At 57.4% G+C, this 23,450-nt stretch carries 20 protein-coding genes; 7 read left to right on the top strand and 13 right to left on the bottom strand.

Annotation, left to right across the window (positions count from 1 at the left end; translation table 11 throughout):
* Window positions 1–201 precede the first annotated feature (201 nt).
* From cobT to ACR0DH_RS05350, 4 genes are all read right to left on the bottom strand, one after another.
* Window positions 202–2,079 carry a cobaltochelatase subunit CobT gene (gene cobT, locus ACR0DH_RS05335; protein ID WP_480547703.1) on the bottom strand — a complete coding sequence of 626 codons (1,878 nt, stop codon included), beginning with the start codon at window positions 2,077–2,079 and terminating at the stop codon, window positions 202–204.
* Window positions 2,076–2,777 carry an aspartate/glutamate racemase family protein gene (locus ACR0DH_RS05340; protein ID WP_480547705.1) on the bottom strand — a complete coding sequence of 234 codons (702 nt, stop codon included), beginning with the start codon at window positions 2,775–2,777 and terminating at the stop codon, window positions 2,076–2,078. The genes cobT and ACR0DH_RS05340 overlap by 4 nt, the downstream gene beginning before the upstream one ends.
* Window positions 2,778–2,789: 12 nt before the next feature.
* Window positions 2,790–3,776 (bottom strand): cobaltochelatase subunit CobS, encoded by a 987-nt coding sequence (gene cobS, locus ACR0DH_RS05345; protein WP_480547707.1) that lies wholly within the window; start codon window positions 3,774–3,776, stop codon window positions 2,790–2,792.
* A gap of 149 nt (window positions 3,777–3,925) precedes the next feature.
* A complete protein-coding gene (locus tag ACR0DH_RS05350; RefSeq protein ID WP_480547709.1) occupies window positions 3,926–4,531 on the bottom strand; it encodes a methyltransferase family protein in 606 nt (201 codons plus the stop codon).
* 285 nt (window positions 4,532–4,816) lie between these two features.
* Here ACR0DH_RS05350 and ACR0DH_RS05355 point away from each other — a divergent pair, with 285 nt between their 5' ends.
* Window positions 4,817–5,884 (top strand): hypothetical protein, encoded by a 1,068-nt coding sequence (locus ACR0DH_RS05355; RefSeq protein ID WP_480547711.1) that lies wholly within the window; start codon window positions 4,817–4,819, stop codon window positions 5,882–5,884.
* Window positions 5,885–5,898: 14 nt separating this feature from the next.
* On the opposite strand, the gene ACR0DH_RS05360 is transcribed toward ACR0DH_RS05355, so the two are convergent.
* Window positions 5,899–6,525: a J domain-containing protein gene (locus ACR0DH_RS05360; RefSeq protein WP_170532183.1), complete on the bottom strand. Its 627-nt coding sequence runs from the start codon at window positions 6,523–6,525 to the stop codon at window positions 5,899–5,901.
* Window positions 6,526–6,631: 106 nt separating this feature from the next.
* Between ACR0DH_RS05360 and ACR0DH_RS05365 the strand changes: the two genes are divergently transcribed.
* Both ACR0DH_RS05365 and ACR0DH_RS05370 read left to right on the top strand, forming a co-directional pair.
* On the top strand, window positions 6,632–6,886 hold the full coding sequence (locus ACR0DH_RS05365) for a BolA family protein (protein WP_480547713.1): 255 nt from the start codon (window positions 6,632–6,634) through the stop codon (window positions 6,884–6,886).
* 36 nt (window positions 6,887–6,922) lie between these two features.
* A complete protein-coding gene (locus ACR0DH_RS05370; protein ID WP_480547715.1) occupies window positions 6,923–7,477 on the top strand; it encodes a hypothetical protein in 555 nt (184 codons plus the stop codon).
* 15 nt (window positions 7,478–7,492) lie between these two features.
* Here ACR0DH_RS05370 and ACR0DH_RS05375 read toward each other — a convergent pair whose 3' ends face one another.
* Together ACR0DH_RS05375 and pepT are read right to left on the bottom strand one after the other, a co-directional pair.
* A complete protein-coding gene (locus ACR0DH_RS05375; protein ID WP_480547717.1) occupies window positions 7,493–7,909 on the bottom strand; it encodes a DUF4177 domain-containing protein in 417 nt (138 codons plus the stop codon).
* A 79-nt stretch (window positions 7,910–7,988) separates the two neighbouring features.
* Window positions 7,989–9,245: a peptidase T gene (pepT, locus tag ACR0DH_RS05380; protein WP_480547719.1), complete on the bottom strand. Its 1,257-nt coding sequence runs from the start codon at window positions 9,243–9,245 to the stop codon at window positions 7,989–7,991.
* Window positions 9,246–9,602: 357 nt separating this feature from the next.
* On the opposite strand from pepT, the gene ACR0DH_RS05385 reads away from it, so the two are divergent.
* Window positions 9,603–10,811 carry a hypothetical protein gene (locus tag ACR0DH_RS05385; protein ID WP_480547721.1) on the top strand — a complete coding sequence of 403 codons (1,209 nt, stop codon included), beginning with the start codon at window positions 9,603–9,605 and terminating at the stop codon, window positions 10,809–10,811.
* 97 nt (window positions 10,812–10,908) lie between these two features.
* On the opposite strand, the gene gatB is transcribed toward ACR0DH_RS05385, so the two are convergent.
* The 4 genes from gatB to pepN all read right to left on the bottom strand — a co-directional run bounded on the left by gatB (window position 10,909) and on the right by pepN (window position 16,865).
* Window positions 10,909–12,420, bottom strand: coding sequence for an Asp-tRNA(Asn)/Glu-tRNA(Gln) amidotransferase subunit GatB (gene gatB, locus ACR0DH_RS05390; protein ID WP_480547723.1), 1,512 nt, complete (start codon window positions 12,418–12,420; stop codon window positions 10,909–10,911).
* 79 nt (window positions 12,421–12,499) lie between these two features.
* Window positions 12,500–13,759 (bottom strand): hypothetical protein, encoded by a 1,260-nt coding sequence (locus ACR0DH_RS05395; RefSeq protein WP_480547725.1) that lies wholly within the window; start codon window positions 13,757–13,759, stop codon window positions 12,500–12,502.
* 128 nt (window positions 13,760–13,887) lie between these two features.
* Window positions 13,888–14,316, bottom strand: a complete 429-nt coding sequence (locus ACR0DH_RS05400) for a hypothetical protein (protein WP_480547727.1) — start codon at window positions 14,314–14,316, stop codon at window positions 13,888–13,890.
* Window positions 14,313–16,865 (bottom strand): aminopeptidase N, encoded by a 2,553-nt coding sequence (gene pepN, locus ACR0DH_RS05405; RefSeq protein WP_480547729.1) that lies wholly within the window; start codon window positions 16,863–16,865, stop codon window positions 14,313–14,315. The genes ACR0DH_RS05400 and pepN overlap by 4 nt, the downstream gene beginning before the upstream one ends.
* 208 nt (window positions 16,866–17,073) lie before the next feature.
* Between pepN and ACR0DH_RS05410 the strand changes: the two genes are divergently transcribed.
* The 3 genes from ACR0DH_RS05410 (at window position 17,074) to ACR0DH_RS05420 (ending at window position 20,632) form a co-directional block, all read left to right on the top strand.
* The gene (locus tag ACR0DH_RS05410) at window positions 17,074–19,209 is read left to right on the top strand and encodes a malate synthase G (RefSeq protein ID WP_480547731.1); all 2,136 of its coding nucleotides are present in this window, start codon (window positions 17,074–17,076) and stop codon (window positions 19,207–19,209) included.
* Between the two features lie 81 nt (window positions 19,210–19,290).
* Complete coding sequence (locus ACR0DH_RS05415) at window positions 19,291–19,716, top strand: heme-binding protein (protein WP_170532203.1); 426 nt, start codon at window positions 19,291–19,293, stop codon at window positions 19,714–19,716.
* A 136-nt stretch (window positions 19,717–19,852) separates the two neighbouring features.
* A complete protein-coding gene (locus ACR0DH_RS05420; RefSeq protein WP_480540744.1) occupies window positions 19,853–20,632 on the top strand; it encodes a gamma-glutamyl-gamma-aminobutyrate hydrolase family protein in 780 nt (259 codons plus the stop codon).
* 45 nt (window positions 20,633–20,677) lie between these two features.
* Here ACR0DH_RS05420 and ACR0DH_RS05425 read toward each other — a convergent pair whose 3' ends face one another.
* Window positions 20,678–22,918 (bottom strand): xanthine dehydrogenase family protein molybdopterin-binding subunit, encoded by a 2,241-nt coding sequence (locus ACR0DH_RS05425; protein ID WP_480547733.1) that lies wholly within the window; start codon window positions 22,916–22,918, stop codon window positions 20,678–20,680.
* A 3-nt stretch (window positions 22,919–22,921) separates the two neighbouring features.
* Window positions 22,922–23,386 (bottom strand): (2Fe-2S)-binding protein, encoded by a 465-nt coding sequence (locus ACR0DH_RS05430; protein ID WP_480547735.1) that lies wholly within the window; start codon window positions 23,384–23,386, stop codon window positions 22,922–22,924.
* Window positions 23,387–23,450: the final 64 nt, after the last annotated feature.

Raw genomic sequence — 23,450 nt, forward strand, 5'->3', positions numbered from 1 at the left:
AGCTTAGCTGGGTGGCAAAATCACAATCAACATCAGGAGATTTCAACATGTTGCCACCCTTTGACACAGCGCTTCTGCAGCATCAACCGACACGCTCCCAAATGCGTAACGCTGCTGCCCGTACCAAGAGGTCTCGCCGACCGTTCCTGCAGAGCATTTCGCCTTCTTATCAGGCCTCTGGGCTCTTCGGGCGCAGCAAGCCTAGCTTGCCTTCTTCATCCCCATGACGCGGGCACGGGCGCGAGGATCGCTGTCAAACAGCGCGGCCAACTGTTCAGTCATCGCACCGGCCAGTTGCTCGACATCGGTAATGGTCACCGCGCGGTCGTAGTAGCGCGTTACGTCGTGGCCGATCCCGATGGCCAGCAATTCCACCATCTTGCGCTTTTCGACCATCGCAATCACATCGCGCAGGTGTTTCTCCAGATAATTCGCCGGGTTCACGCTGAGCGTTGAGTCATCGACCGGCGCACCATCCGAAATCACCATCAGAATCTTGCGCTGCTCGCGCCGGGCCAGCATGCGGCGATGGGCCCATTCCAGTGCCTCACCGTCGATGTTTTCTTTCAGCAGCCCTTCTTTCATCATCAGGCCCAGATTGGCCCGTGCACGCCGCCAGGGCGCATCGGCCCCTTTGTAGATGATGTGACGCAAGTCGTTCAGGCGGCCGGGTTGCTGCGGGCGACCATCGTTCAGCCATGCCTCGCGCGCCTGTCCGCCTTTCCACGCTCGAGTGGTAAAGCCCAGGATCTCGACCTTCACATTGCAGCGTTCCAGCGTCCGCGCCAATACATCCGCGCAGACCGCCGCGATCGAGATCGGGCGTCCGCGCATTGAACCAGAGTTGTCCAGCAGAAGGGTTACAACTGTATCGCGGAACTCGGTATCCTTTTCGACCTTGAAGCTTAGCGGAGTGGTTGGATTTGCCACCACGCGTGCCAACCGACCGGCATCCAGAATACCTTCTTCGCGGTCAAACTCCCAAGACCGGTTCTGTTGCGCCTGCAGGCGGCGCTGCAGCTTATTGGCCAGACGGCTAACTGCGCCTTTCAGCTGATCCAGCTGTTGGTCCAGATAGGCGCGCAACCGTTCCAGCTCGGCTGGTTCTGCCAGGTCCTCGGCGGCGATCTCTTCATCATGCGTGTTCAGGTAGACCTTGTAGTCCGGGTCAGCCTCGGAGGCGGGTGGAGGGGCAGGCGGCTCCAGCGGCGCCTCGCCATCTGGCATCTCGGCCTCATCCGACATCTCTTCGTCGGCCATCTCATCCATCGAGACCTGCGCCTGAGACTGATCCGGCTGTTCTTCCTGCGTTTGCTCAGGGGTGGCGTCGGCGTCTTGTTCGTCCTGATCATCCTGCCCGGTGCTGTCAGGATCGGGCTGCTCTTCAGCGTCTTCTTCGGCCTGATCTTCTTGTTCGTCGTCCAGCTCATCCGGGTCGTCGCCCAACTGGTCACCATAACCGAGATCCTTGATCACCTGCCGGGTGAATTTGGCGAACTCGGCCTGATCCGAAAGGATGTCATCGAGGTTTTCCAGCGTGCCACCTGCCTGTTCCTCGATAAACCCGCGCCACAGGTTCATGACATTCTCAGCCGCAGGCGGCAGATCGCGCCCCGTGGCCAGATGCCGGATCAGGTAGCCCGCGGCCACGGACAAAGGCGCCTCGGCCGGTTGTTTGCACTGATCATATCCGCGCCGCAGCGCTTCATGGCCGATTTTCACATCGATGTTAGACGCCGTACCGGGCATATCGCGCGCGCCCATCGCCTCGCACCGCGCGGTTTCCATCGCCTCATAGAGGTCCCGCGCCATATCTCCCGGAGGGGCATAACGCGCATGGGTCGCGTCGTCATGATAGCGGCGTTGCAAGGCCAGGGCATCCGCTGTACCCCGCGCCAGTAGAACCTCTTCGCGGGTCATCCGGCGGCTGACCTGAGGCAGACGCATCGATTCACCCGATAGGCCAGACGGGTCGACCGTATAGCTTACCGACAACTCAGGATCGTCGGCCATCACCTTGGTGGCCTCGGCCAGAGCCTTCTTGAACGGATCAGCGGGGTTGTCGTTTGGTTTGCTCATCTGTCCGCCCCTGCTTCTTCAAGCGTCATTTCATCACTTGCCAGACACGCCAGCACGTCCACGTGGACATCCAGCGCATCAACAACTCTATAGCCGGGATCTCGCCCGTCAAAGGCAAGGTTCAGATCTGTCCCGGCCAAAACGATGGCGTCGGCATTCAAATCATCCACCATACGGCGACCTGCGTCCAGAAACAGCGCGCGATCCCGATCCGAGCAAATCCCGGCAACCGCCATCTTCTGATAGGTTTGTCCCAGCACTTCGATCTCATCTTCCAACGCAACCGCCCGGGTTTGCCCAAGCTGACCATAAAGTTTGGTCTGCATCACAACACGCGTTCCCAGCAGCCCAACAGTGCCTAACCCTTGCGAGGCGAAATGCGCATCCAGAGGCTTTACAGCCGAAATAAGAGGCAACGAAGACAACGGCACGGTTTCATCATAGCAGAAATGCCCACCCAGCGACGTGATTGCTGCACAATCCGCACCTGCCGCTTTAAGGCGATCAATGAGCCCCGCGTAGACTCGCGCCTGTGCATCCCGTTTGTCCGCCAGATTGTTGCGGATCAATTCCTGCACATCCGCATGTATGATGGTCAGTTCCATCGACTGTCCACGCGCCGCCATCGCCGCACTCAGCCGCTGATAGTAAACCACCGTTGCAGCAACACCGATCCCGCCAATCAATCCGATATGCATGGCGGTCCCCCGTCACCCCACGCTGGCGCTCGCTGCGCTTTCTGGCAGTTCTTCGTCGAAGCAGCGCTGATAGAACTCGGCCACGGTCTGGCGTTCCAACTCGTCGCATTTGTTCAGGAAGGACAGACGGAAGGCGTAGCCGACATCGCGGAAAATCTCGGCGTTCTGGGCCCAGTTGATCACGGTCCGAGGGCTCATCACGGTCGACAGGTCACCGTTCATGAAGGCGGTCCGGGTCAGGTCGGCAACGGTAACCATCTGGCTTACGGTCTTACGCCCCTCGGCGGTGTTATACAAAGGCGCTTTCGACAGCACGATCATCGTTTCGGCATCGTGGCTGAGGTAGTTCAGCGTTGAGACCAGAGACCAACGGTCCATCTGCGCTTGGTTGATCTGCTGCGTGCCGTGATAGAGGCCGGTGGTGTCGCCCAGACCCACGGTGTTTGCGGTGGCAAATAGGCGGAAATTCGGGTTCGGTGTGATGATTTCGTTTTGGTCCAGCAAGGTCAACTTGCCGTCATGCTCGAGCACGCGTTGGATCACAAACATCACGTCGGCCCGGCCTGCATCGTATTCGTCGAACACGATGGCAACGGGGTTGCGCAGGGCCCAGGGCAGGATGCCCTCGTGGAATTCGGTGACCTGCTTGCCGTCGCGCAGCTTGATCGCATCCTTACCGATCAGGTCGATCCGGCTGATGTGGCTGTCCAAGTTCACACGCACGGCGGGCCAGTTCAGGCGGGCGGCAACCTGTTCGATATGGGTCGATTTACCCGTGCCGTGATAGCCCTGGATCATCACGCGGCGGTTATGGGCAAAGCCCGCCAGGATCGCCAGCGTGGTTTCCGGGTCGAACTTGTAGGTTGGGTCGATGACCGGTACACGGTCACTTGCTTCCGCAAAACCCTTGACCGCCATGTCGCTGTCAACTCCGAACACTTCACGGACCGAAATCTCTTCGGTTGGTTTTGCGTTGATGTCGATCGATCCGTCAGCCATGCGCCTTGTCCTTATCCTTTGGCCCGTTCACCGGGTTTGAACCCGTGTGTGGTGCAACATATTGCAGACAAGGGCAAGGGAAAGCCGCGTGATGAAATGGCTGACAGGATCTTTCTTTCAAACTGGCCTTATGGCGGGCAGAACCACGCTTAATCCAGAATGGCGTCACGCATCCGGATTAGGCTGCGTTCATCAACGAAACGCGGGGTCTGATGCATGTAGTCGCGGAATGCGCGGCCATAACCCTGCAGCAGCCAGCGTTCTTCGTTCAGAACGAACAGAAAGTAGATCACGAACAGAATAGCGGCCAGACCAAGGGTCAGCCAAGACCCGCTGGCGATACCCAAGCCAATGGTTGCCAGAACCGAGGTGACGTATTGTGGATTGCGCGAATAGGCATACATGCCGCCAGTCACCAGCCCATCACTTTCGCAATAGGTGTTATCGAGCCCCAGGAACCGATATCCCCAAAGCGTGATGCCAAAGGACATCACCATGATCGGCAGGCCCAGCACATAGCGGATCCAATGACCCCAGCCGTTCACCCACACTTCGGACAGGGCAAACACAACCGTTGCACCGCAGAACAGCCGAAAAAGGCCAAAAGCCGAGTGGTGCCGCCATCCGCTTGCGCTGGGCCATAGGCTAAGCTGCGGAAGGCGCAGATTCAGAGAAAGATATCCGCTCAGCAACAAGGCCGAGCCCAAAGCAACACAAAGAGCAATCGTATGAACGTGATAGATGAGGGGTTCCATATCGAATTCCGTTGTCACAAGTCATGTTCGAATATGGGCAATATGCGCAGCCCATAGGGACAGGCCGTAGCAAGGCTTTGTAACAGGTTGAGGACGCAAAAGCCGGTTAAAGGTTCAGTGCGACGCCTCGGTTGTTTTGAGAGTCATGAAAAGCGCGCGAAAGTTCGTTTCTGACAGAAAAGAACTCGAAACCCGATGCATCTTTCGGTAGAACTACGTCAACAAAAAATACTTTTATGCAGAGCGTGTTCTAGTTTAGAAATGATTGATATTGATGATGAAAAATTGAGCAATATTAATGCTCTAGTCAAACTCGTTGAAAGGCGCGAATCCGTTGATCGAGATTTCGGACGCGCTATTGAAATTCTAAAGGATGATCTGGTCTACATAGACAAAGCCCTAAGAGCCGAGCCTGCCAAGTGGCGGCAAAACAGGGCGTTCCATATCGTTCATGTACCAAGCTTCCTCGCCATCATGTCGATATTCGATGACATGGATCAGATGGTGTCTATATCGGATGATGAAAAACACCAGATTCTGATTTCGGTTCATCGAGCTGCGCAGCTAGCCAAAGTAGCTAGACGACGCATGGAACAATCCAAGTTGATAGATGCCAAGACCGAGCTTGAGGTGCTTGCCCAATACGCGGCAGTCCCGGACGAACCCTACCAAACGCCGTCGCGCCTCACGCGCGTGCTCGATGGCCTTGCTTCGGCTTCGGACACCGCGTGGCAGGGTACGAAATCGCATGCAACTGCAATGCCTAATCTGGTTAGCGGCCTTCAGAGCGGTGTTTCAGGTACACTGTCGCGCGCCGCGTCTGCTCCGGCATTGTTCGAGAATTTGCAGAAAACCGTGTCTGGTGCACTGTCTGACACCGTTTTGACTCCGATATCCATGCGGCTGAATGCAGGGGGGCGAGCTCTGAAACATGGCGTCGGGGCCGGGGTCGGGTTGGGTGTTGTGGTTGGGGTCCTGTGCCCACCATTGTTGCCGCTTACGGCAGGGGGCGCAGTGCTTGCTGCGATGCGCGCCTGGCGCAAAGACATGGACAAAGCAGCCACGCTACATCAGGCCGAACGCGAACAGCGCATTGCAGAGCTGCAATCCGAGCGAAAGGCCGCCCTGCGCCATTTGACCCACGGAGCGCCTGCGTTGCAGATGGAAACCGAAGACCTCAGCATGACACTGGATGTTGAAACCGGTCGCGCGGATGCGGTGATTTTGAAAGGCGATCACACGGGCTGCCTGTGGTCAAACTTGTCCCCGGCTGACAAAGCAGAGCTTGGGATGGATCTGGCCGAAGGCGCAGCCAGCCTGCTTAATATCTTAGAGCTTGCGATAAAGGACTAACCTTCAGCCCCAAGCTACTTAAAGTTCCGGCTGTCCTTGATTTGATCCCAGGCCCAGACCACCTCTTGCAGCTGTTCCTCTTGTGACCGGTCGCCGCCATTCATGTCAGGGTGCAGGACCTTGATCAGCTTTTTATAGGCTTTGCGTACTTCGGCTTTGGACCAGCTGTCATTGGCCTCAAGAATCTCAATGGCGCGACGCTCGGTCGGCGGAAGGCGGCGCCCACCGCCACCCGACGTGCGACCTTTGTTTTGGGTGCTGTTTGCGCCTAGAACCTGATGCGGGTCCTCGATGCCCAGACGGGCCCAAGCGCGGGCTTCAGGGTCGCCCATGGGCTTTGTTTCACGTTCCCACACCTTGTCTTTCGAGCGTTGCGCATTCAGCTCGGCCTCGGTGGTGCCATCGAAAAAGTTCCATTTCTGGTTATATTCACGCACATGTTGTTGGCAGAACCAGTAGAAATCATCCAACACATCCGGGGCCTTGGGTGCACGGTACTTTCCGGGCTCCTGACATCCGGGATGGTCACAGATTCGCACCGAGGTTTCAGACGCACCCGACATGCCCCGACGCCCGCGCGGGTTCTTTTTCTTGGCGCTGGAAACGGACATATCGAATCCAAAGGGGTCTGATTTCGCCATGCTTTATCCTCACGAACGCATCTTTTCGACTCGGAGGCAGCAGTTTAGTCTAAGCTGCCGAAAGTAGAAGAGGGGGGCGGCAAGTTTTTTGCCGCTGAGCACAAAATTGAGCATAACCGAGGACATCCGAACCCGCCTTCAAGCCGCCTTCGACCCGCGGGAGTTAGAGGTGATCGACGACAGCGAAAGCCATCGCGGCCATGCAGGCTTTCAGGAAGGCGGGGAGAGCCATTTCAACATCCGCATCCGCGCCGCCGCGTTCGAGGGTCAATCGCGCGTCGCGCGTCACCGGGCAGTGCACAAGGCGTTGGGCGATGTCGTGCCACGCATCCACGCACTGGCGTTGGATATCGACGATTAAACAACTGCGCGACAAGCAAATAATACGAGGCCGAGGTTGAACAGAAATACATATTACATCGAATATCTGATCGTCGGCAGTATTGCCGTGGCACTATATCTGCAAGGCATCGGGTTGAACGCTGTCACCCCCGAAAATGAGTCAGACAGTTTCAATCTGATCTGGACTCTGATGATCATCCCGGCAGCCTATGTCTGTGGAATATTGGTGGATGGGATCGGTGTCATCTTTTTTGAGCTGCCCTTACGGCACTATACAAATGATTCAAATTTGTTGCGCAGGCGTGCGGATTCGCGAACTGCAGAGATCATCGCTTTTGATGACAATCTCTACAGCAATTTACGTACGTTGCGCAGCCGTGACCGGATCGTCCGGGGCAGTGCGGTGGCTCTGCTGGCCACATGCCTGTTCGACATTGCCCCATCCGACAGTCTAATGCGTCCAATTCCATCTTTTAGTATTGATTTGGACAAGGACTGGCTGCTTTGGATGGCCACGCTATTGTTGTTTGGGACCTGGGGCTTTCTGCACTACCAGACACGCAAGTTCAAAGCCGCCGCCTATGAATTGGCCATGCGGAAAAAAGGCTAAATCTCTGAGCTGGGGTTAAATCTTTTCAACTTTGTCCTCGGCGCTGCTGGTCAAGGGCGGTTCATCCGCTTCCTCGGAAATCGGCTCAGGCGCCTGCACCATATCCGGGCCGGGCACGGGCTGTGCCAGTGCGACGCCGTCGGGTGTTTCCTTTGGGGACGGGGTCGCTACCGGGGCGGTAGGGGGCTCGGCGGGTTGTTCGATCAACCGCCGAAACACCAATACATTGCGCCAGTTCGTTGTCGACCCGGTCAGGCCCGAACGTTCCTCGCTGGGCAGTAGTTCCGCGCGCTGATACTCCCAACCGTCCTGGCCCATCTGGTTCAACACCTGCTCGACCGAGGCGGCAAAGCGGCCCTCGGTCGTTTTCACGCCCTTGGCTTTGACACCTTTTAGCGGGGCGGGGATGACCTTGTATTCGTAGCGCTGCATCAACTGTTCCTAAACCATATTCGCGCCAACTTAACATGCTGGTCCCCGGGCGAAAGCATCGTTGCGGGATCGGCGAGATTTAGCTCCGCATGTTGCCGCTGGCCTGTGCCGCTTTGGTCACAACTGACAGGCAAAGCTCCGTCGCCAGCGCCATGTCCTGGACTGAGATCCACTCCAGCGGCCCATGAATACACTGCATCCCGGTGAACAGATTGGGACAGGGCGTGCCGAATTCGGTCAGCCGAGAGCCATCGGTGCCGCCGCGAATCGGAACGGAGAGGGGCTCGATGCCCAGTTCCCGACAGGCTTCGCGCGCCAGATCGACGGGTGTCATGTCATTCTCGAGCCAATAGCGCATATTGCGGTATTGGTGGCTGATGTCGCAGGTGATGGTCGCGCGCGGTTCCGAGGCCTGAACAGCGTCGCAGACCTTGCGCACCAGATCGCGCTGGGCCTCAAGCCCCTCCATCTCGAAATCCCGCAGGATCAGCTTGATTTCCATCTCGGACGAGCCGCCATTCATGTCGGTGACATGGATGAACCCTTCGCGCCCATCGGTGACTTCGGGGGTCAGAGTGGCTTGTGGGAGGGTCTGTACGATCTTTGCGGCCAGATGGGTGGCATTGACCATCTTTTCCTTCGCCAGACCGGGATGGATCGACACGCCGGTGATCTTGATCACCGCACGGTCGGCCGAGAAGCTTTCATATTCGATCTCGCCCACCTCTTGTCCGTCCAGCGTATAGGCGAAATCGGCCTTGAGGTCCTTTGGCAGTTGCTCGGTAACGCCGCGCCCGATTTCTTCATCCGGGGTGAAAGCAATGCGGATTGGCCCGTGTGGAATGTCTGGATTTTCTATCAGGTGCCGCGCCATTGTCATCAGGATCGACACGCCCGCTTTGTCATCGGCGCCGAGCAAGGTCGTACCCGAAGCGGTGACCAGATCATGGCCTATCTTTTCGGCCAGATAAGGGTGTTCCTCCGGGGACAGAACCAAATCGGGATCGTCGGGAAAGGTGATCTCACCGCCGTTATAGCCCTTGATGACGCGCGGTTTGACCCCGGTTGCGTTGAATTGCGGGGCGGTATCGACATGGGCCAGAAATCCCACGGTCGGCCCTTTGGCGGTGCCGGGAATGGTGGCCACAACAACGCTGTCTCCCGTTATCTCAACATCCTGGGCGCCGATGTCTGTCAGTTCTTGCTGCAGCAGTTTCAGCATGTCAAACTGTATGTCGGTGCTGGGGGTCGAGGGCGAGGTCTCGTCACTTTGGCTGTCGATTGCGGCGTAGCGCATCAGCCGGGTTTCGAGTTCCTGGTCAAATCTGTTTGTCATGATGCCTCGCATATTTTAGTCTAAGCAAGACGAGCAATTTCCGGTGGTGTCAAGCGAGCGCCCGGAATTCGAATTTTCCTGAACCGACCGTGTCTCTACTTTTGACTTAGCGGAGTACCTCGGTCTTCGTACTTCAATATGTGTTGGGCAGATCAGGTGGTTCTCGGTTGAAGCAGAAAGTCAGTTGCCCGAAAAACTACTCCCTTGCCTGACCGGACGCATATCTGACACACTCTTCAGCATTGAAAGAACAAACTTATTCGAATGTATTTGAAGGAGGGGAAAGTGAACGGAATCCATAATCTGTGCAGAGCTGCCTTAACATGCGTCGCTTTGACTTTGAGTGCAGCATCCTGCGTGGCGCAATCAGTACCTGTTGCCGAGTTGACCGAAGGGCTTTGGGCCGAGGGACGCGATTTTGACCCTTTTGGACGGCGCCCTGTGCAACTCTGGCTGCCGGAAGGGACACTGATCTTTGACATTCAGAAGTCAGACCGGGTATCGGGTTCCAAGGGCAGAAAGTATCGTTCAGCGCATACTTTCCACGGCTATCCTGTCAATCTCGAACTGTTCCCAAGACGGGGTGTCGCGCGCTACAGCACCATCTCCGTGCCGGATGACAGCGCGCGTTTTCGTCTGATCCAGTCGGTCTATTGCCCCGGGGAAACGAACCCCATTGTGACTTCGGGAGGATGCAGGCACTCCGAACCCGTTGGGGAAGGCTGGGTGTTCGAACTGTCCGAAACGGGTACGGACACGACGTTGGGACCGCGCTTGAAAGCGACCGCATATCCCGATGACGCAACAATCGCGGCGCTCGGACCGGCCTCAAGCAGTATATACACGTTCGACATTTACGAGCGTGATCTGGATTTGTTCGAACAGCAGGGCGTACTGTTTCGCCTTGATCGAGAGCACCCGTTGACAGAATTTGTTTTTGTGGACGATTACTTTTTTCCCTGCAACACAACCAGCACGGTTGAGTTCAAGGAGGAAGAGATCGTTAAAGCGTTCGTCGAGGCATCGGTCGAGGCCGAAGTCGGATTCTGGAGCTGGTTCAAAGCGTCTGCATCGGCTGGCGGCGGATTTGAAGACAAGGGTACGTCAATCAGTTCCAGCAGAACTCAGACAGATTCGTCCGAATCCTCTGTTTTTAGCCAGTGGGGCCTGATGAAGAGCGCTGACATGGGGGAAACCCCCTTCTTCGTTGAAAAGAGATTTGACTGTCAAAGTGGTGCAGGGACCACCAAGCCGGGGGATTGGATCAACTCGATCGAGATCAGCTTCTGGAATGACGACGACGATGTGAATGACGTCTACGAATTTAATCTCGCCGGTGACTGGGTGGAAATGGATCGGGATGAAATCAAAAAGCGGCACCAGCGTCCGGTATTCTTCAGTATCAACGATTCAACGAAACAGGCGAAGGTAATTCAGAACATCCTTACGGAATACCCAGAGCTAAACTACAATCAGGCGGTTTTCATGTTCGCTCAGCTCAACAACGGCTGTAGCGGCCGGTTCCGCGATGACTGCAACAAATCCGTGGACGTTGTCGAACAATAGAGTTTCGTGAATAGGCTGGGTTTCACGCAGCGCTTTGGTCCCTGTTTTGCCCGTATTCGAGCAAAACAGGGACGCACGCGCTTTGAGGCTGGCGAATTCAGTCGCCTAGTTTTTTGCTGACCAGTTCGTTAACGGCCTTGGGGTTGGCTTTGCCGCCGGTGGCTTTCATCACCTGACCGACGAACCAGCCTGCCAGTTTCGGGTTTACCTTGGCCTTTTCGACCTGCGCCGGGTTTGCTGCGATGATCTCGTCCAAGGCGGCCTCGATGGCGCCAGTGTCAGTGACCTGCTTCATGCCGCGCTCTTCCACGATCTGCGCCGGGTCACCACCTTCGGTGTAGACGATCTCGAACAGATTCTTGGCGATCTTGCCCGAGATGGCATCCGACGAGATTAGATCAATGATCCCACCCAACTGAGCCGGAGATACGGGCGACTCGGTGATGTCGTGATCTTCTTTTTTCAGGCGGCCAAACAGTTCGTTGATGACCCAGTTCGCGGCCAGTTTGCCGTTGCGGCCTTTTGCGACCTCTTCGAAATAGGCGGCGCTTTCGACCTCGGCGGTCAGTACTGAGGCGTCATAGTCGGTCAGGCCGAACGCTTCGATGAACCGCGCTTTTTTCTCGTCGGGCAGTTCCGGCAGCTTGGCGGCGATGTCATCGACCCATGCCTGTTCGATCTCCAGCGGCAGCAGGTCAGGGTCTGGGAAATAGCGGTAGTCATGCGCTTCTTCCTTGGACCGCATCGAGCGGGTCTCACCCTTGTCCGGATCGTACAAGCGGGTTTCTTGATCGACTTTGCCACCGCCTTCGACGATGGCGATCTGACGGCGGGCTTCGACCTCAATCGCCTGCTGGATAAAACGCATCGAGTTCATATTCTTGATCTCGCAACGCGTGCCCAGATGCGAGAAGTCCTGCGTTTCCTGATACTTCTCATACGCACCCGGCAAGCAGATCGAGACGTTCACGTCCGCCCGTAGGTTGCCGTTCTGCATGTTGCCATCGCAAGTACCCAAATAACGCATGATCTGGCGCAGCTTGGCGATATATGCGGCGGCTTCTTCGGGGCCACGGATATCGGGGCGCGACACGATCTCCATCAGGCAAACGCCCGTGCGGTTCAGGTCGACGAAGGACATATGCGGGTCCATGTCGTGGATCGATTTACCGGCGTCCTGTTCCATGTGGATGCGTTCGATACGGACCATACGTGCGGTGCCATCACCCATCTCAACCAACACTTCACCTTCGCCCACGATGGGGTGGTACAGCTGCGAAATCTGGTAGCCTTGCGGCAGGTCGGGGTAGAAATAGTTTTTGCGGTCAAAAGCCGATTTCAGGTTGATATCCGCCTTCAGGCCCAGACCCGTGCGCACGGCCTGTTCCACGCAATATTCGTTGATCACAGGCAGCATGCCCGGCATTGCCGCATCCACGAAGGCCACGTTCGAGTTCGGCTCGGCCCCGAATTGGGTCGACGCGCCGGAAAACAGCTTGGCATTGGACGAGACCTGAGCGTGCACCTCCATCCCGATCACCAGTTCCCAATCGTGCTTGGCCCCGGCAATGGTTTTGGGTGTGGGCATTTCGTATGTCAGGTCGAGCATGGCGCGCCTCATATCCGCAGAAGTCTAAGCCTGCGTATTAGGCTCGGCGGGGCCTAGGGGCAAGGGGTAAAGGCGCGATTCAGTGCTGCGAGAATTGCAGACCGGTAGGAGTAAATGTCACGTCCTTGCCGCTGCCCAACTCATCCCGGAAGAAATCGCCGATCGTGCGCAACGCATCGCGCTGTCCACGTGCTGCAAATCGCTCGGGTGAATTGATACGCACTGAGTTGTTGAAGCCCGCAGTTGCATGGGCCCAAATCAGCGGATGCAGCTCGGTCAGATGGTCACGGATCAGCCAATTGGCGGCTTCGCGCATCTGGCTGCGGACCTGATCGGCCTTCTCGTTCAAGCCCAGCCCATTCTGCACCGTGATCGCGCAATAGGCGGACAGCATATTGACCATTTGCTGACCGGGGTGCAGCCGCAGAATATCGCGCAGGCCTTCAAGGAAATACTCGACATCCACCCGCGCGCAAGCTTCGGCATCCATCGCGATGGCGTCGAACTGGACCCATGTGTAACCGCCTGCGCCCCACGTGTCGTGTGTTCTGGCCGCGTTGCGTAGGGCTTGTAGTTCAAGCTCCTCATAGCTGCCGAACCAGCGAGGCAGCAGATGGCTGCCCATCGCGCGCATATGGCGCTGGTTTTTCGGGTCGAGGTCAATTAGCCGCTCATACTTCTGGGCGACCCGAGCGGTCTCCTTGCGTTGACCGGCTAGCAACGCACAGTTCGCCGCAGCGATAAGCGGGCTATCGGGTGCGGTGGCTGTGCAGTCCGGCAGGATTAGCCCGGCGCGATCGAAATGGGCCGCGCAACGCGAACTGTGCAGCGCAGGCAAAGTCGCATCCGCCGAATTGCCTCGCCAAGCCCACGCAATATCGATATGTGCCAGCGCGACGATTGCAGCAATCATTGGATCACCCGGATGATCGCGCATCTCGGTTTCCAGTTCCGAAATCCCGCCCAGCAGATCGTAGTCGGAAACGGCCTTGCCATCTGACAACGCATGTTCCGCCGCCAAAACCACGTCAGACCGAGCGCCAAAACCCAACAAATCGGCAATCGGCATCCCATCCGGCGCCGTCGCGCCTGTCTGATCTGCAGCGCGCATTTCTGCGGACAATTCATCCCACCGATCCTGACGCGCCAGATGACGCCCGCGTTCGATCATCTCACGGCCCACAAGATCCTTGGGGTCATGCTTGGCAACGGGAATGTTCAACTGGCCCTGTTCGGGTAGAGCGGCGGCCAAGGCAGAATTAGCCGGACAGAGATCGGGTGCAGCTTGCGGTTTCTGAGGTGAAAATCGGGCAGAGATTGCCCGTGCAATGCGGAACATAGTGGAACTCGAGAACTTAAAAACTGGTAACTGCAAGGTAGGCTGGCCGGAAAGCCCGACGATTTCAAGTTAAATGCGCGTTACCTTCCATGAATCCGGTGTAATCGCACTCGGCTGCGTGGATCGTTTCAGAAAACAGAGAAATGATGGCGCTCAACGCGGAAACCGGCTTGGGTGACAACGTTTTCAAACTCTCGGTGCGGCGGCAGCGACTCATCAGGCAGGCGGATGCGCTTTTCCGATTTCAGCACCAATGAGACGCGGACCGAGAAATCCCAGCGCGTATCAAATCGAAAGAAATCAACCTCTTCCAAAGCGATCTGGCCCTGCCGTTTGCCGGAATACCAGCGCAGGCTATCCCGATCGAATTGAATACCCGCACTGCTGTCGTGCAAAACATCCCATATCGCGGGCAGGGTCGTCAAAGCCAGCAAAGCCATCAGCCACCATACGGCGTCAAACAGAATAATCAGCGCAAGCAAAGTCGCGTAGATGCTGATCAGAAGAATGACTGTCCGAGGGTTCCGATTGCGCCGCGTAAACGTGTAGGTCGTCATGCGTTTAGTATGCGCGAGATCATTTCGGTCGTGTCGCGCGACAGGTTTGGTGTTTCGGAAATGCGGGTCAGTTGCGCCTGAATCAGGTCCTGTCGGCCCGCATCATACCGCCGCCAGGTCTGGAAGGCCGAACACATGCGCGCCGCGGTTTGCGGGTTCACGGGATCCAGTTTGATCAACCAATCGGTCAGTAGTTGATACCCTGCGCCATCAAGCTGATGAAAGCCTGCATGATTCATCGCCAAACCACCCAACACAGCGCGGAATCGATTGGGATTTTTCCAATTGAAGTCAGCATGTTCCGTTAGCTTCTGTGCGACATCAGCTGTGGCTTCGGGCGCGACCATTGCCACTTGCAAACCGAACCATTTGTCGATGACCAATCGATCATGCTGCCATTGATCATAGAATCCGACCAATTCCGCCTTGCCTTTCCGGGCACGCAGAAGGCAGGACAGGGCCGAGAGTTGCAAGGTCATGTTATCCGACTTCGCGTAGGATTCAGCCGCCAGTGCGCCTCCATCCAGACGGGTGGTCAAAGCCAATGCCGCACCGTCCAGTGAGCGCTTGCCGGATTGTTCGGCATCCGGCGTATAGGGCGCGTCCACGAGGGCTTCGCTATGCAGGCGGGGCAACAGGTCTTGCAGGTGCTGGGCTGTGGCTTGTCGCAAGGTTTCGGTTGCGGTCCAGATCGCCATCGGATCGGGCGTACGGCCCCTTTCGTGCAAAGCCGCTGCAAGTTCCGATTGTGTAGGCAGGCCCAGCATCAGCGCTCGGTAGGCGGGGTCTAAATCCCCATCGCGTAGCACGGCCAGCAACCCGTCCAGGTAGTCAGAATCTGGTGTTGCGTCCTCTGTAATCATGCGCAGTAGCGTATCTTCGGCCAGCGAACGCCCGGCTTGCCAGCGATTGAACGGGTCTGTGTCATGGGCCAGTAAGAAGGCACGATCTGCGTTGGTGTGATCGTGTTCAAGGATCACAGGGGCCGAGAAATCCCTCAGGATCGACGGTATCGGCTTGGCCGCGAGACCGGAGAAGGTAAAGCTCTGCTCGGCCTGGGTCAGTTCCAGCACTTCGGTGGCGCGCACTTCGTCCCCGTTCGGACCAAGCAGGCCGACTGCGATGGGGATGACCTGCGGCAGCTTTTCGGTCTGGCCTTGTGTCGGCTCTGTGCGCTGGCTCAGCGTCAGGGTATAGGTCCCATCGTTCCAGTCTTCGGCGACCGAAACCTTTGGCGTGCCGGATTGGCTGTACCAGCGCTTGAACTGGCTGAGGTCGCGGCCTGTCGTGTCTTCGAACACTTGTAGCCAGTCCTCGATCGTGCAGGCCTGCCCGTCATGGCGGTCAAAGTAGAGGTTTAGCGCTTTGGCATATGCCGCATCCCCGACCAGCCGTTTCAACATCCCAATCACCTCGGCGCCTTTTTCATAGACTGTCGAGGTGTAGAAGTTGTTGATTTCCTGAAAACTCTCAGGTCTGACAGGGTGCGACAATGGCCCATTATCCTCGGGGAACTGGCGTGCGCGCAGGTCGATAGCATCGTGAATGCGTTTCACCGGAGCTGAGCGCATGTCGGAGGTGAACTGCGCATCACGGTACACTGTCAGCCCCTCTTTTAAACACAGCTGGAACCAATCGCGGCAGGTGATGCGGTTGCCGGTCCAGTTGTGGAAATACTCATGCGCGATGATGGCCTCGATCCGTTCGAAATTCATGTCGGTTGAAGTTTCGGGGCTGGCCAGAACTGCGGAAGAGTTGAAGATGTTCAGCCCCTTGTTCTCCATCGCGCCCATGTTGAAATCATCCACGGCGACGATGTTGAACACGTCCAGATCGTATTCACGGCCATAGACGTCTTCATCCCATTTCATGGACTTCTTCAGCGCCTCCATCCCGAAGGCGCATTTGCCTTCGTCACCGAGGCGGACCCAGAGGTTCAGCTCGACCTCGCGGCCGGACATGGTGGTGAATTGACCGGGATGGGCGATCAGGTCTCCGGCGACCAGCGCGAACAGATAGGCGGGTTTGGGCCACGGATCGGTCCATTCGGCCCAGCCTTCACCTTTGCCAGATGGGTTGCCGTTCGACAGCAGGACCGGAAGTTCGCCGTTGATCCGTACTGTAAATGTGGACATCACATCGGGGCGGTCGGGATAAAAGGTGATCTTGCGAAACCCCTCGGCCTCGCATTGGGTGCAGTACATGCCGTTCGACATATACAACCCCTCAAGCGCCGTGTTGTTGCCCGGGTCGATTTCGACCTCGGCCTCCCAGATGAATGGCGCATCGGGGACATCGGCAGTCAAACCTTGCTCGGTCACCGCAGGGTTCACATCTGTGCCATCAATGGACGCACGTATCAGCTCTAACTCTTCCCCATGCAAAAAGAAGCGGTGGTCCGAGGCATCGGGGTTTGGTCGAAATGCGATGCGCGATTTCACACGCGTTGCATGTGGTGCGAGATCAAAGGTCAGATGAACGCTGTCCACCAGGAACCCAAAGGGCGTGTAGTCTTTCAGATAAATTGTCTTGCCGGTTTCGTCGCGCATCCGAGGCCTCGCATCGGTTTTGGGTTTTCCGCGACGTTATGAGCTTCGATCCGGGGCTGCAACCGGCCTGCGGAATTGCCTTGCCGCTTTTGAAACAGCTTTAGGCAAAACGGGGCGATGGGAAACCCTAGACAAAAGTTGCCTATCGGAAACTTTCGGCCTAAGTCAGTTTGGCATACATCGGCACACAAACGCGGGAGAGCAACACATGAGCGGCAGACAGACCCTGAGCGGGTTTCAGGTAGATCCGATACTGGTTGAGTTTATCGAGACACAGGCGCTGCCGGGCACAGATGTGTCGTCCGAACAGTTTTGGGCCGGTCTGGCCCGCATGGTGCATGATTTGGGCCCCAAAAACCGGACCCTTCTGGCCAAACGCGCGGATATTCAAAGTCGTATTGATGGCTGGCATCTTGCAGAAAAATCGCAACCCATGGACGCCGCCGCCTATCAGGCGTTTTTGAAAGAGATCGGGTACCTCGTTGATGAGGGCGAGGCGTTTCAGATCGAAACGGCAAATGTGGACCCCGAGATCGCGCTGACCCCTGGCCCGCAGCTTGTCGTGCCAATTACCAATGCCCGCTTTGCTTTGAACGCGGCAAACGCACGCTGGGGCAGTCTATATGATGCACTCTACGGGACAGACGCAATGGGCGATCTGCCTGCGGGTGGGTGCTATGACGAAAAGCGTGGGGCGCGTGTAATTGCATGGGCCAAAGCGTTTCTGGATGAGGTTGCGCCGCTTGCCGAAGGATCATGGGCTGATGTCGCGGGGCTGACCATCGATGCCGGAGCGTTGACTCCCGCGTTGGCCAATCCTGCACAGTTTGCCGGTTTCGGCGGGGAAGCAAATAAGCCTGCGTTCGTATTGTTGAAAAACAATGGCTTGCACATTCAAATCATGATCGACCCGTCCAGCGCAATTGGGACAAGTGATCCTGCGGGCATTGCCGATATGCGCCTGGAATCGGCGCTGTCGACCATCATGGATTGCGAAGATTCTGTCGCCTGTGTGGATGCCGAAGACAAGGTTGTCGCTTATGGCAACTGGCTGGGCTTGATGAAAGGCGACCTGACCGAGGAGGTCACGAAGGGCGGCGAAACCTTCACCCGTAAGCTTGCGGATGATGTGGAATACACCACGGCTGACGGCGGTCATGCGTCGCTAAAGGGCCGGTCGCTGATGTTGATACGGAATGTGGGCCACCTGATGACCAACCCGGCCGTATTGGACGCTGAAGGCAATGAGATCGGTGAGGGGCTGATGGATGCGCTGTGCACCACGCTGATCGCAATGCATGACCTGAAGCGTGACGGCGGCAACTCGGTCGAAGGGTCCGTTTATGTGGTCAAACCCAAGATGCATGGCCCCGAAGAGGTCGCTTTCGCGGTTGAGATTTTCGACATGGTCGAAGACGTTCTGGGACTGCCGCGCAACACTGTGAAACTGGGCATCATGGACGAGGAACGCCGCACCTCGGCAAACCTGACCGAGTGTATCCGCGCCGCGAAATCGCGCGTGGCGTTTATCAATACCGGGTTCCTTGATCGTACCGGGGATGAGATTCATACCTCGATGGAAGCGGGTCCGATGCTGCCCAAGGGGGACATCAAAACCACGCCGTGGATAGCCTCGTATGAGGATCGCAATGTCGATATCGGCCTAGCCTGCGGTCTCAAAGGCAAGGCGCAGATCGGCAAAGGTATGTGGGCGATGCCCGACCGGATGGGTGAGATGCTGGAAGCCAAGATCGGCCACCCGCAATCTGGCGCAACCTGCGCTTGGGTTCCATCTCCTACAGCGGCAACTCTGCATGCAACGCATTACCACAAGGTGGATGTGCTTGCCCGGCAGGATGAAATCGCAGCTGGCGGCGCGCGCGGTACTTTGGATGATCTGCTGACCGTTCCATTATTGGGTGGTCGCAACCTGAGCGATGAGGAAATCACCCGCGAGATCGAGAACAACGCGCAGGGCATCCTGGGTTATGTAGTACGCTGGGTCGATCAGGGCGTGGGCTGTTCGAAAGTGCCGGACATCCATGATGTCGGGTTGATGGAGGATCGCGCGACCTGCCGTATCTCATCCCAGGCGCTGGCGAACTGGCTGCATCATGATGTGGTGAGCGAGGCACAAGTGATGGCCGCGATGCAGAAAATGGCAGCTGTAGTGGATCGCCAGAATGCGAGCGATTCAAACTATGTCCCGATGGCGCCGGGATTTGACGGTGTCGCTTTTCAGGCTGCTTGCGATCTGGTCTTCAAGGGCCGGGTTCAGCCGTCAGGCTATACCGAGCCGGTTCTGCATGCGCGGCGGTTGGAATTCAAAGCCAGTCAGGATTGAGTGGTAGTTGCGGGAACGAGGGGGCTGTCTGCACCCTCGCGCTCCCCCGAGGATATTATTGGCCAGATGAAGGGATCAGGTATGGGTATTTCTTTGCGCAAGGCGCGGACCATTATACGTAAAGCGATGGAAAAAGGGCGGGAAATGGAACTAAAACCACTGTCGGTTGTGGTTCTGGATGCCGGCGGTCATGTTATCGCGTTTGAACGTGAAGACGGTGCCGCCCCCGGCCGGTTCGCCATTGCGCAGGGCAAGGCATATGGTGCGGTCATGCTGGGCATGGCAGGCACGGCGCAGATGCAGCGGGCCGAAGCGCAGGCCTATTTCATGGCTGCGGTGAACGGCGTGTATGGCGGACAGGTCGTGCCAGTGCCGGGTGGCATTCTGCTGCGCGACCGCAAAGGTGCCGTGATCGGTGCGGTTGGTGTGACAGGCGATACCTCTGACAATGATGCTGTTGCAGGCATGGCAGGGATCGAAGCAGCTGGGCTGACGGGCGAAATCTAAGCCGGCACTGTCCAGTTAATAGGCGTGTGCGCAATTGAACATTGCTTTGCGCTGTTATGCAGCCTGTGCTCTGTTGCACGGGCTGCTTTGTGTCGATAGCGTCAGTTCCAATCAATGCAAAAGCAAGGACATTGGAATGGTGCGACCCGTTGTTGGTATTATCGGCAATTCTTATCTGATGAATGATCAGTATCCCACACATGCGGGTGGGACGATGAATTCGGATGCAGTGGCCAATGTATCGGGTTGTCTGCCGCTGCTGATACCAGCTGATCCGCGGTATGTTTCGGTCGACGAATTGCTTGAGGTCTGTGACGGGTTCCTGCTGACGGGTGGTCGCCCCAACGTACACCCTGAGGAATATGGCGAAGCGGCCACAGATGCGCATGGAGATTTCGACCGGGCGCGGGATGCAATCACGCTGCCTTTAGTGCGCGCCTGTGTCGAACGTGGCCAGCCCTTTCTGGGGATATGCCGCGGGTTTCAAGAGGTGAACGTGGCCATGGGCGGCACGCTTTATCCCGAAATCCGGGACCTGCCGGGCCGCATGAACCACCGGATGCCGCCCGATGGGACGCTTGAGGAAAAATTTGCCCTCCGCCACATCGTAACCCTGTCGGAAAATGGTATGTTTCATGATCTTTTTGGTGCGACCGAGGTGATGACGAACACGTTGCACGGTCAGGGCATCAAACGGATTGGCGAACGCGTTGTGATCGACGGCCATGCGCCGGATGGCACACCTGAGGCGATCTATATCAAGGATGCGCCCGGTTTTACCCTTTCGGTTCAGTGGCACCCGGAATGGGATGCGATCAATGATCCGGTGTCTCGTCCGCTGTTTGAAGCGTTTGGGGCGGCTGTGCGGAACTGGGCTTCAGGAACCGCGCTGCAACAGATGCAGAGATTGGCATGATATTGTCAGCGGCCCGGCGATGGGTGCCGGACCGCCTCTATGTCATCAGATCATCAGATCGAACTGATTAATCAAAGGCAGGCTGCGCGCTCGTTCCCCGGTCAGGTCGAACAATGCGTTCCCAAGCGCGGGCATGGATGGCGGCGTGCCGGGCTCACCCGCGCCGCCCATATGGCGGTTGGTTTCCAGCACGCGCACCTCAACCTGTGGCGCAGTGTGCATGCGGATCGCGTCATAGTCGGGGAAGTTGTACTGCTCCACTTCGCCGTCGGCAAAGGTAATCTCGCCGTAGCAGGCCGCTGATAGGCCATACATCATGCCGCCGAACATCTGGGCTTTGACATTCTCGGGATCCAGCGCAAGCCCCATGTCACAAGCGATCCACGCCTTGTTGATACGGATCGTGCCGTCTTCATCCACCACTTCGATAACTTGCGCAACAGGGGTGCCGAAGCTGTAGGTGAAGGCCACACCGCGCCCGACACCGTTGGCTGTTTGACCCGTCCAGCCCGACATATCGCGGACCGCTTCGAGGCATCCTGCGGAAGGGGCGTGCTCGTCTTGCATCAGTTCCAATCTGAATTCAAGCGGGTCACGGCCTGCAGCATGGGCCAGTTCATCCATGAATGTCTCGTGGAAGAACCCGTTATGGCTGTTGCCGACCGAGCGCCAGAACCCGACAGGGATATCGAGATTGGCGATATGTCCGCTTATGCGATAGTTCGGGACGCCATAGGGCTGGTTGAAGAAACCTTCGACCAATACCTTGTCCGGGCCGGCGCCAGGCAGGCCAGTATAGCGCTGAACAGCTTGTTGCGTACAGGACTGTGAGGCGACGGCCCCTTCAATCAAAACCGCTTTGCCATCTTGAACCGCGCCCCGCATCCGAGCGATGGCACCGGGGCGGTAGTAGTCGTGGCGCATGTCTTCTTCGCGGCTCCAGGTGGTTTGGACCGGCGTTCCCGGCATCGCCATGGCGACCTTGGTGGCAATGTCACCAAAATCCAGCTCACCACGTCGGCCAAAACCGCCACCCAGATAGGTGGTATGAATTTGCACGGCTTCGGTCTCCAACCCGGCTGTGTTGGCAACCCGGAACTGGATCAGAGTGGGGGCCTGGTTGCCGCACCAAAGTTCCAGTGCGTTTCCGGTGTAAAGCGCGGTGGCGTTCATCGGCTCCATCGTTGCATGGGCCAGATAGGGCAGTTGATACTCAGCTGTGATCTCTGTTGCGCCCTCGGGCATAACGCTGACATCGCCATCATCGCGCATGGTCGAGTTCGGGGCGTCGTCGAACGCCTTGGCAATCTCGGCAAAGACCTGATCGGTTTCGGGCGGGTAGGGGGCGTCGCCCCAATCCACGTCAATTGCGTCAACCGCCTGTTGGGCGAGCCATGTGTTGTTGGCGATGACCGCAACTCCGGTGCCCAAATCGACAACTTTCTCAACACCCGGCATCGAGGTTGCGGCACTGTCATCATATCCGTTCATCGCGCCACCCAGCTTAGGGTTCATGCGCACAGCGGCGAATTTCATACCCGGCAAGCGGACATCGACGCCAAACTCTGCCGTACCCGTTGCTTTCTCCACCATATCCAGCCGCGGCTGGGATTGTCCCAGATAGCGCCATTCGGAGGGATCGCGCAGGGGAACCTCGACCGGCTCAAGATCGGCGACATCAACGGCCAAATCGGTGTAAGGGATTTTGTCACCATTGGGGGCGATTACATGGCCAGACGCGGTCTGCAACTCTGCGGGGTCAACGCCCAGCCGGTCGGCAGCGGCGCGTTTCAGGGTTTCGCGCGCCGAAGCCCCGGCCTGACGCATGCGTTCATACCCGTCCTTCATCGAAGTCGAGCCACCGGTGACCTGAAGGCTGAGTGTACGCCCCAACACCCCTAGCGCTTCACCCAAGTTGTACTGGATATCCGGGATGTCATAGCCCTTGTTGGGCAGGCCTTCGCCAATCAGGGCCGAGTTGTAGTAAGCCGCAGCAGCAGGCCCATGCAGAACGGTGACCTGATCAAGGTCAACGTCCAGTTCCTCGGCAATCAACGCGGCCCATGTGGTCTGTACACCCTGTCCCATTTCCGCGCGGGGCGCGAATAGCGTTACACCGTTCTGGTCGATCAGAATGAATGGGTTCAGTGCAGCCTCACCCTCGCCGGGTTTCAGCGGGTTCGCGGCGGGTCGGCTGACGTAATACGCACCGAAGGCCACACCGCCGACAATCGCGGCGGACCCGATCAGGAAGGTGCGCCGCAGGATTTTTCCAACTTTGCCCATCTCTTACGCCTCCTTCAGTTTGCCAGCGGCGTCGTGAATTGCTGCACGTATCCGGGGATAAGTGCCGCAGCGGCACAGGTTGCCCTGCATCGCGTCTTCGATATCGGCATCTGAGGGCGCGGGGTTTTCGGCCAGCAAAGCTGCGGCCTGCATGATTTGACCGGACTGACAATAGCCGCATTGCGCCACCTGATGGTCGACCCAGGCTTGTTGGAGTGCTGACATGGCCGCAGGCGTTCCGATGCCTTCAATCGTTGTCACGTCGCCCCAAACATCCGACAAAGCCACCTGACAAGAGCGCACTGCCTCGCCATCGATGTGCACGGTACAGGCCCCGCAGGCCGCGACACCGCAACCGAATTTGGTACCGGTCAAGCCGACCTCATCACGCAGCACCCAAAGCAGGGGGACATCATCAGGCAGATCCACCTGATGTGCGGTTCCGTTGATCTTAAGGGTGGTCGCCATGGCGCGCCTCTCGTTAGCTGTGGCAGTTTCTGACATAATTGGTGAAAAGTGTCAGCATGTCAAT

It is taken from the genome of Ruegeria sp. I1, from assembly GCF_056532675.1.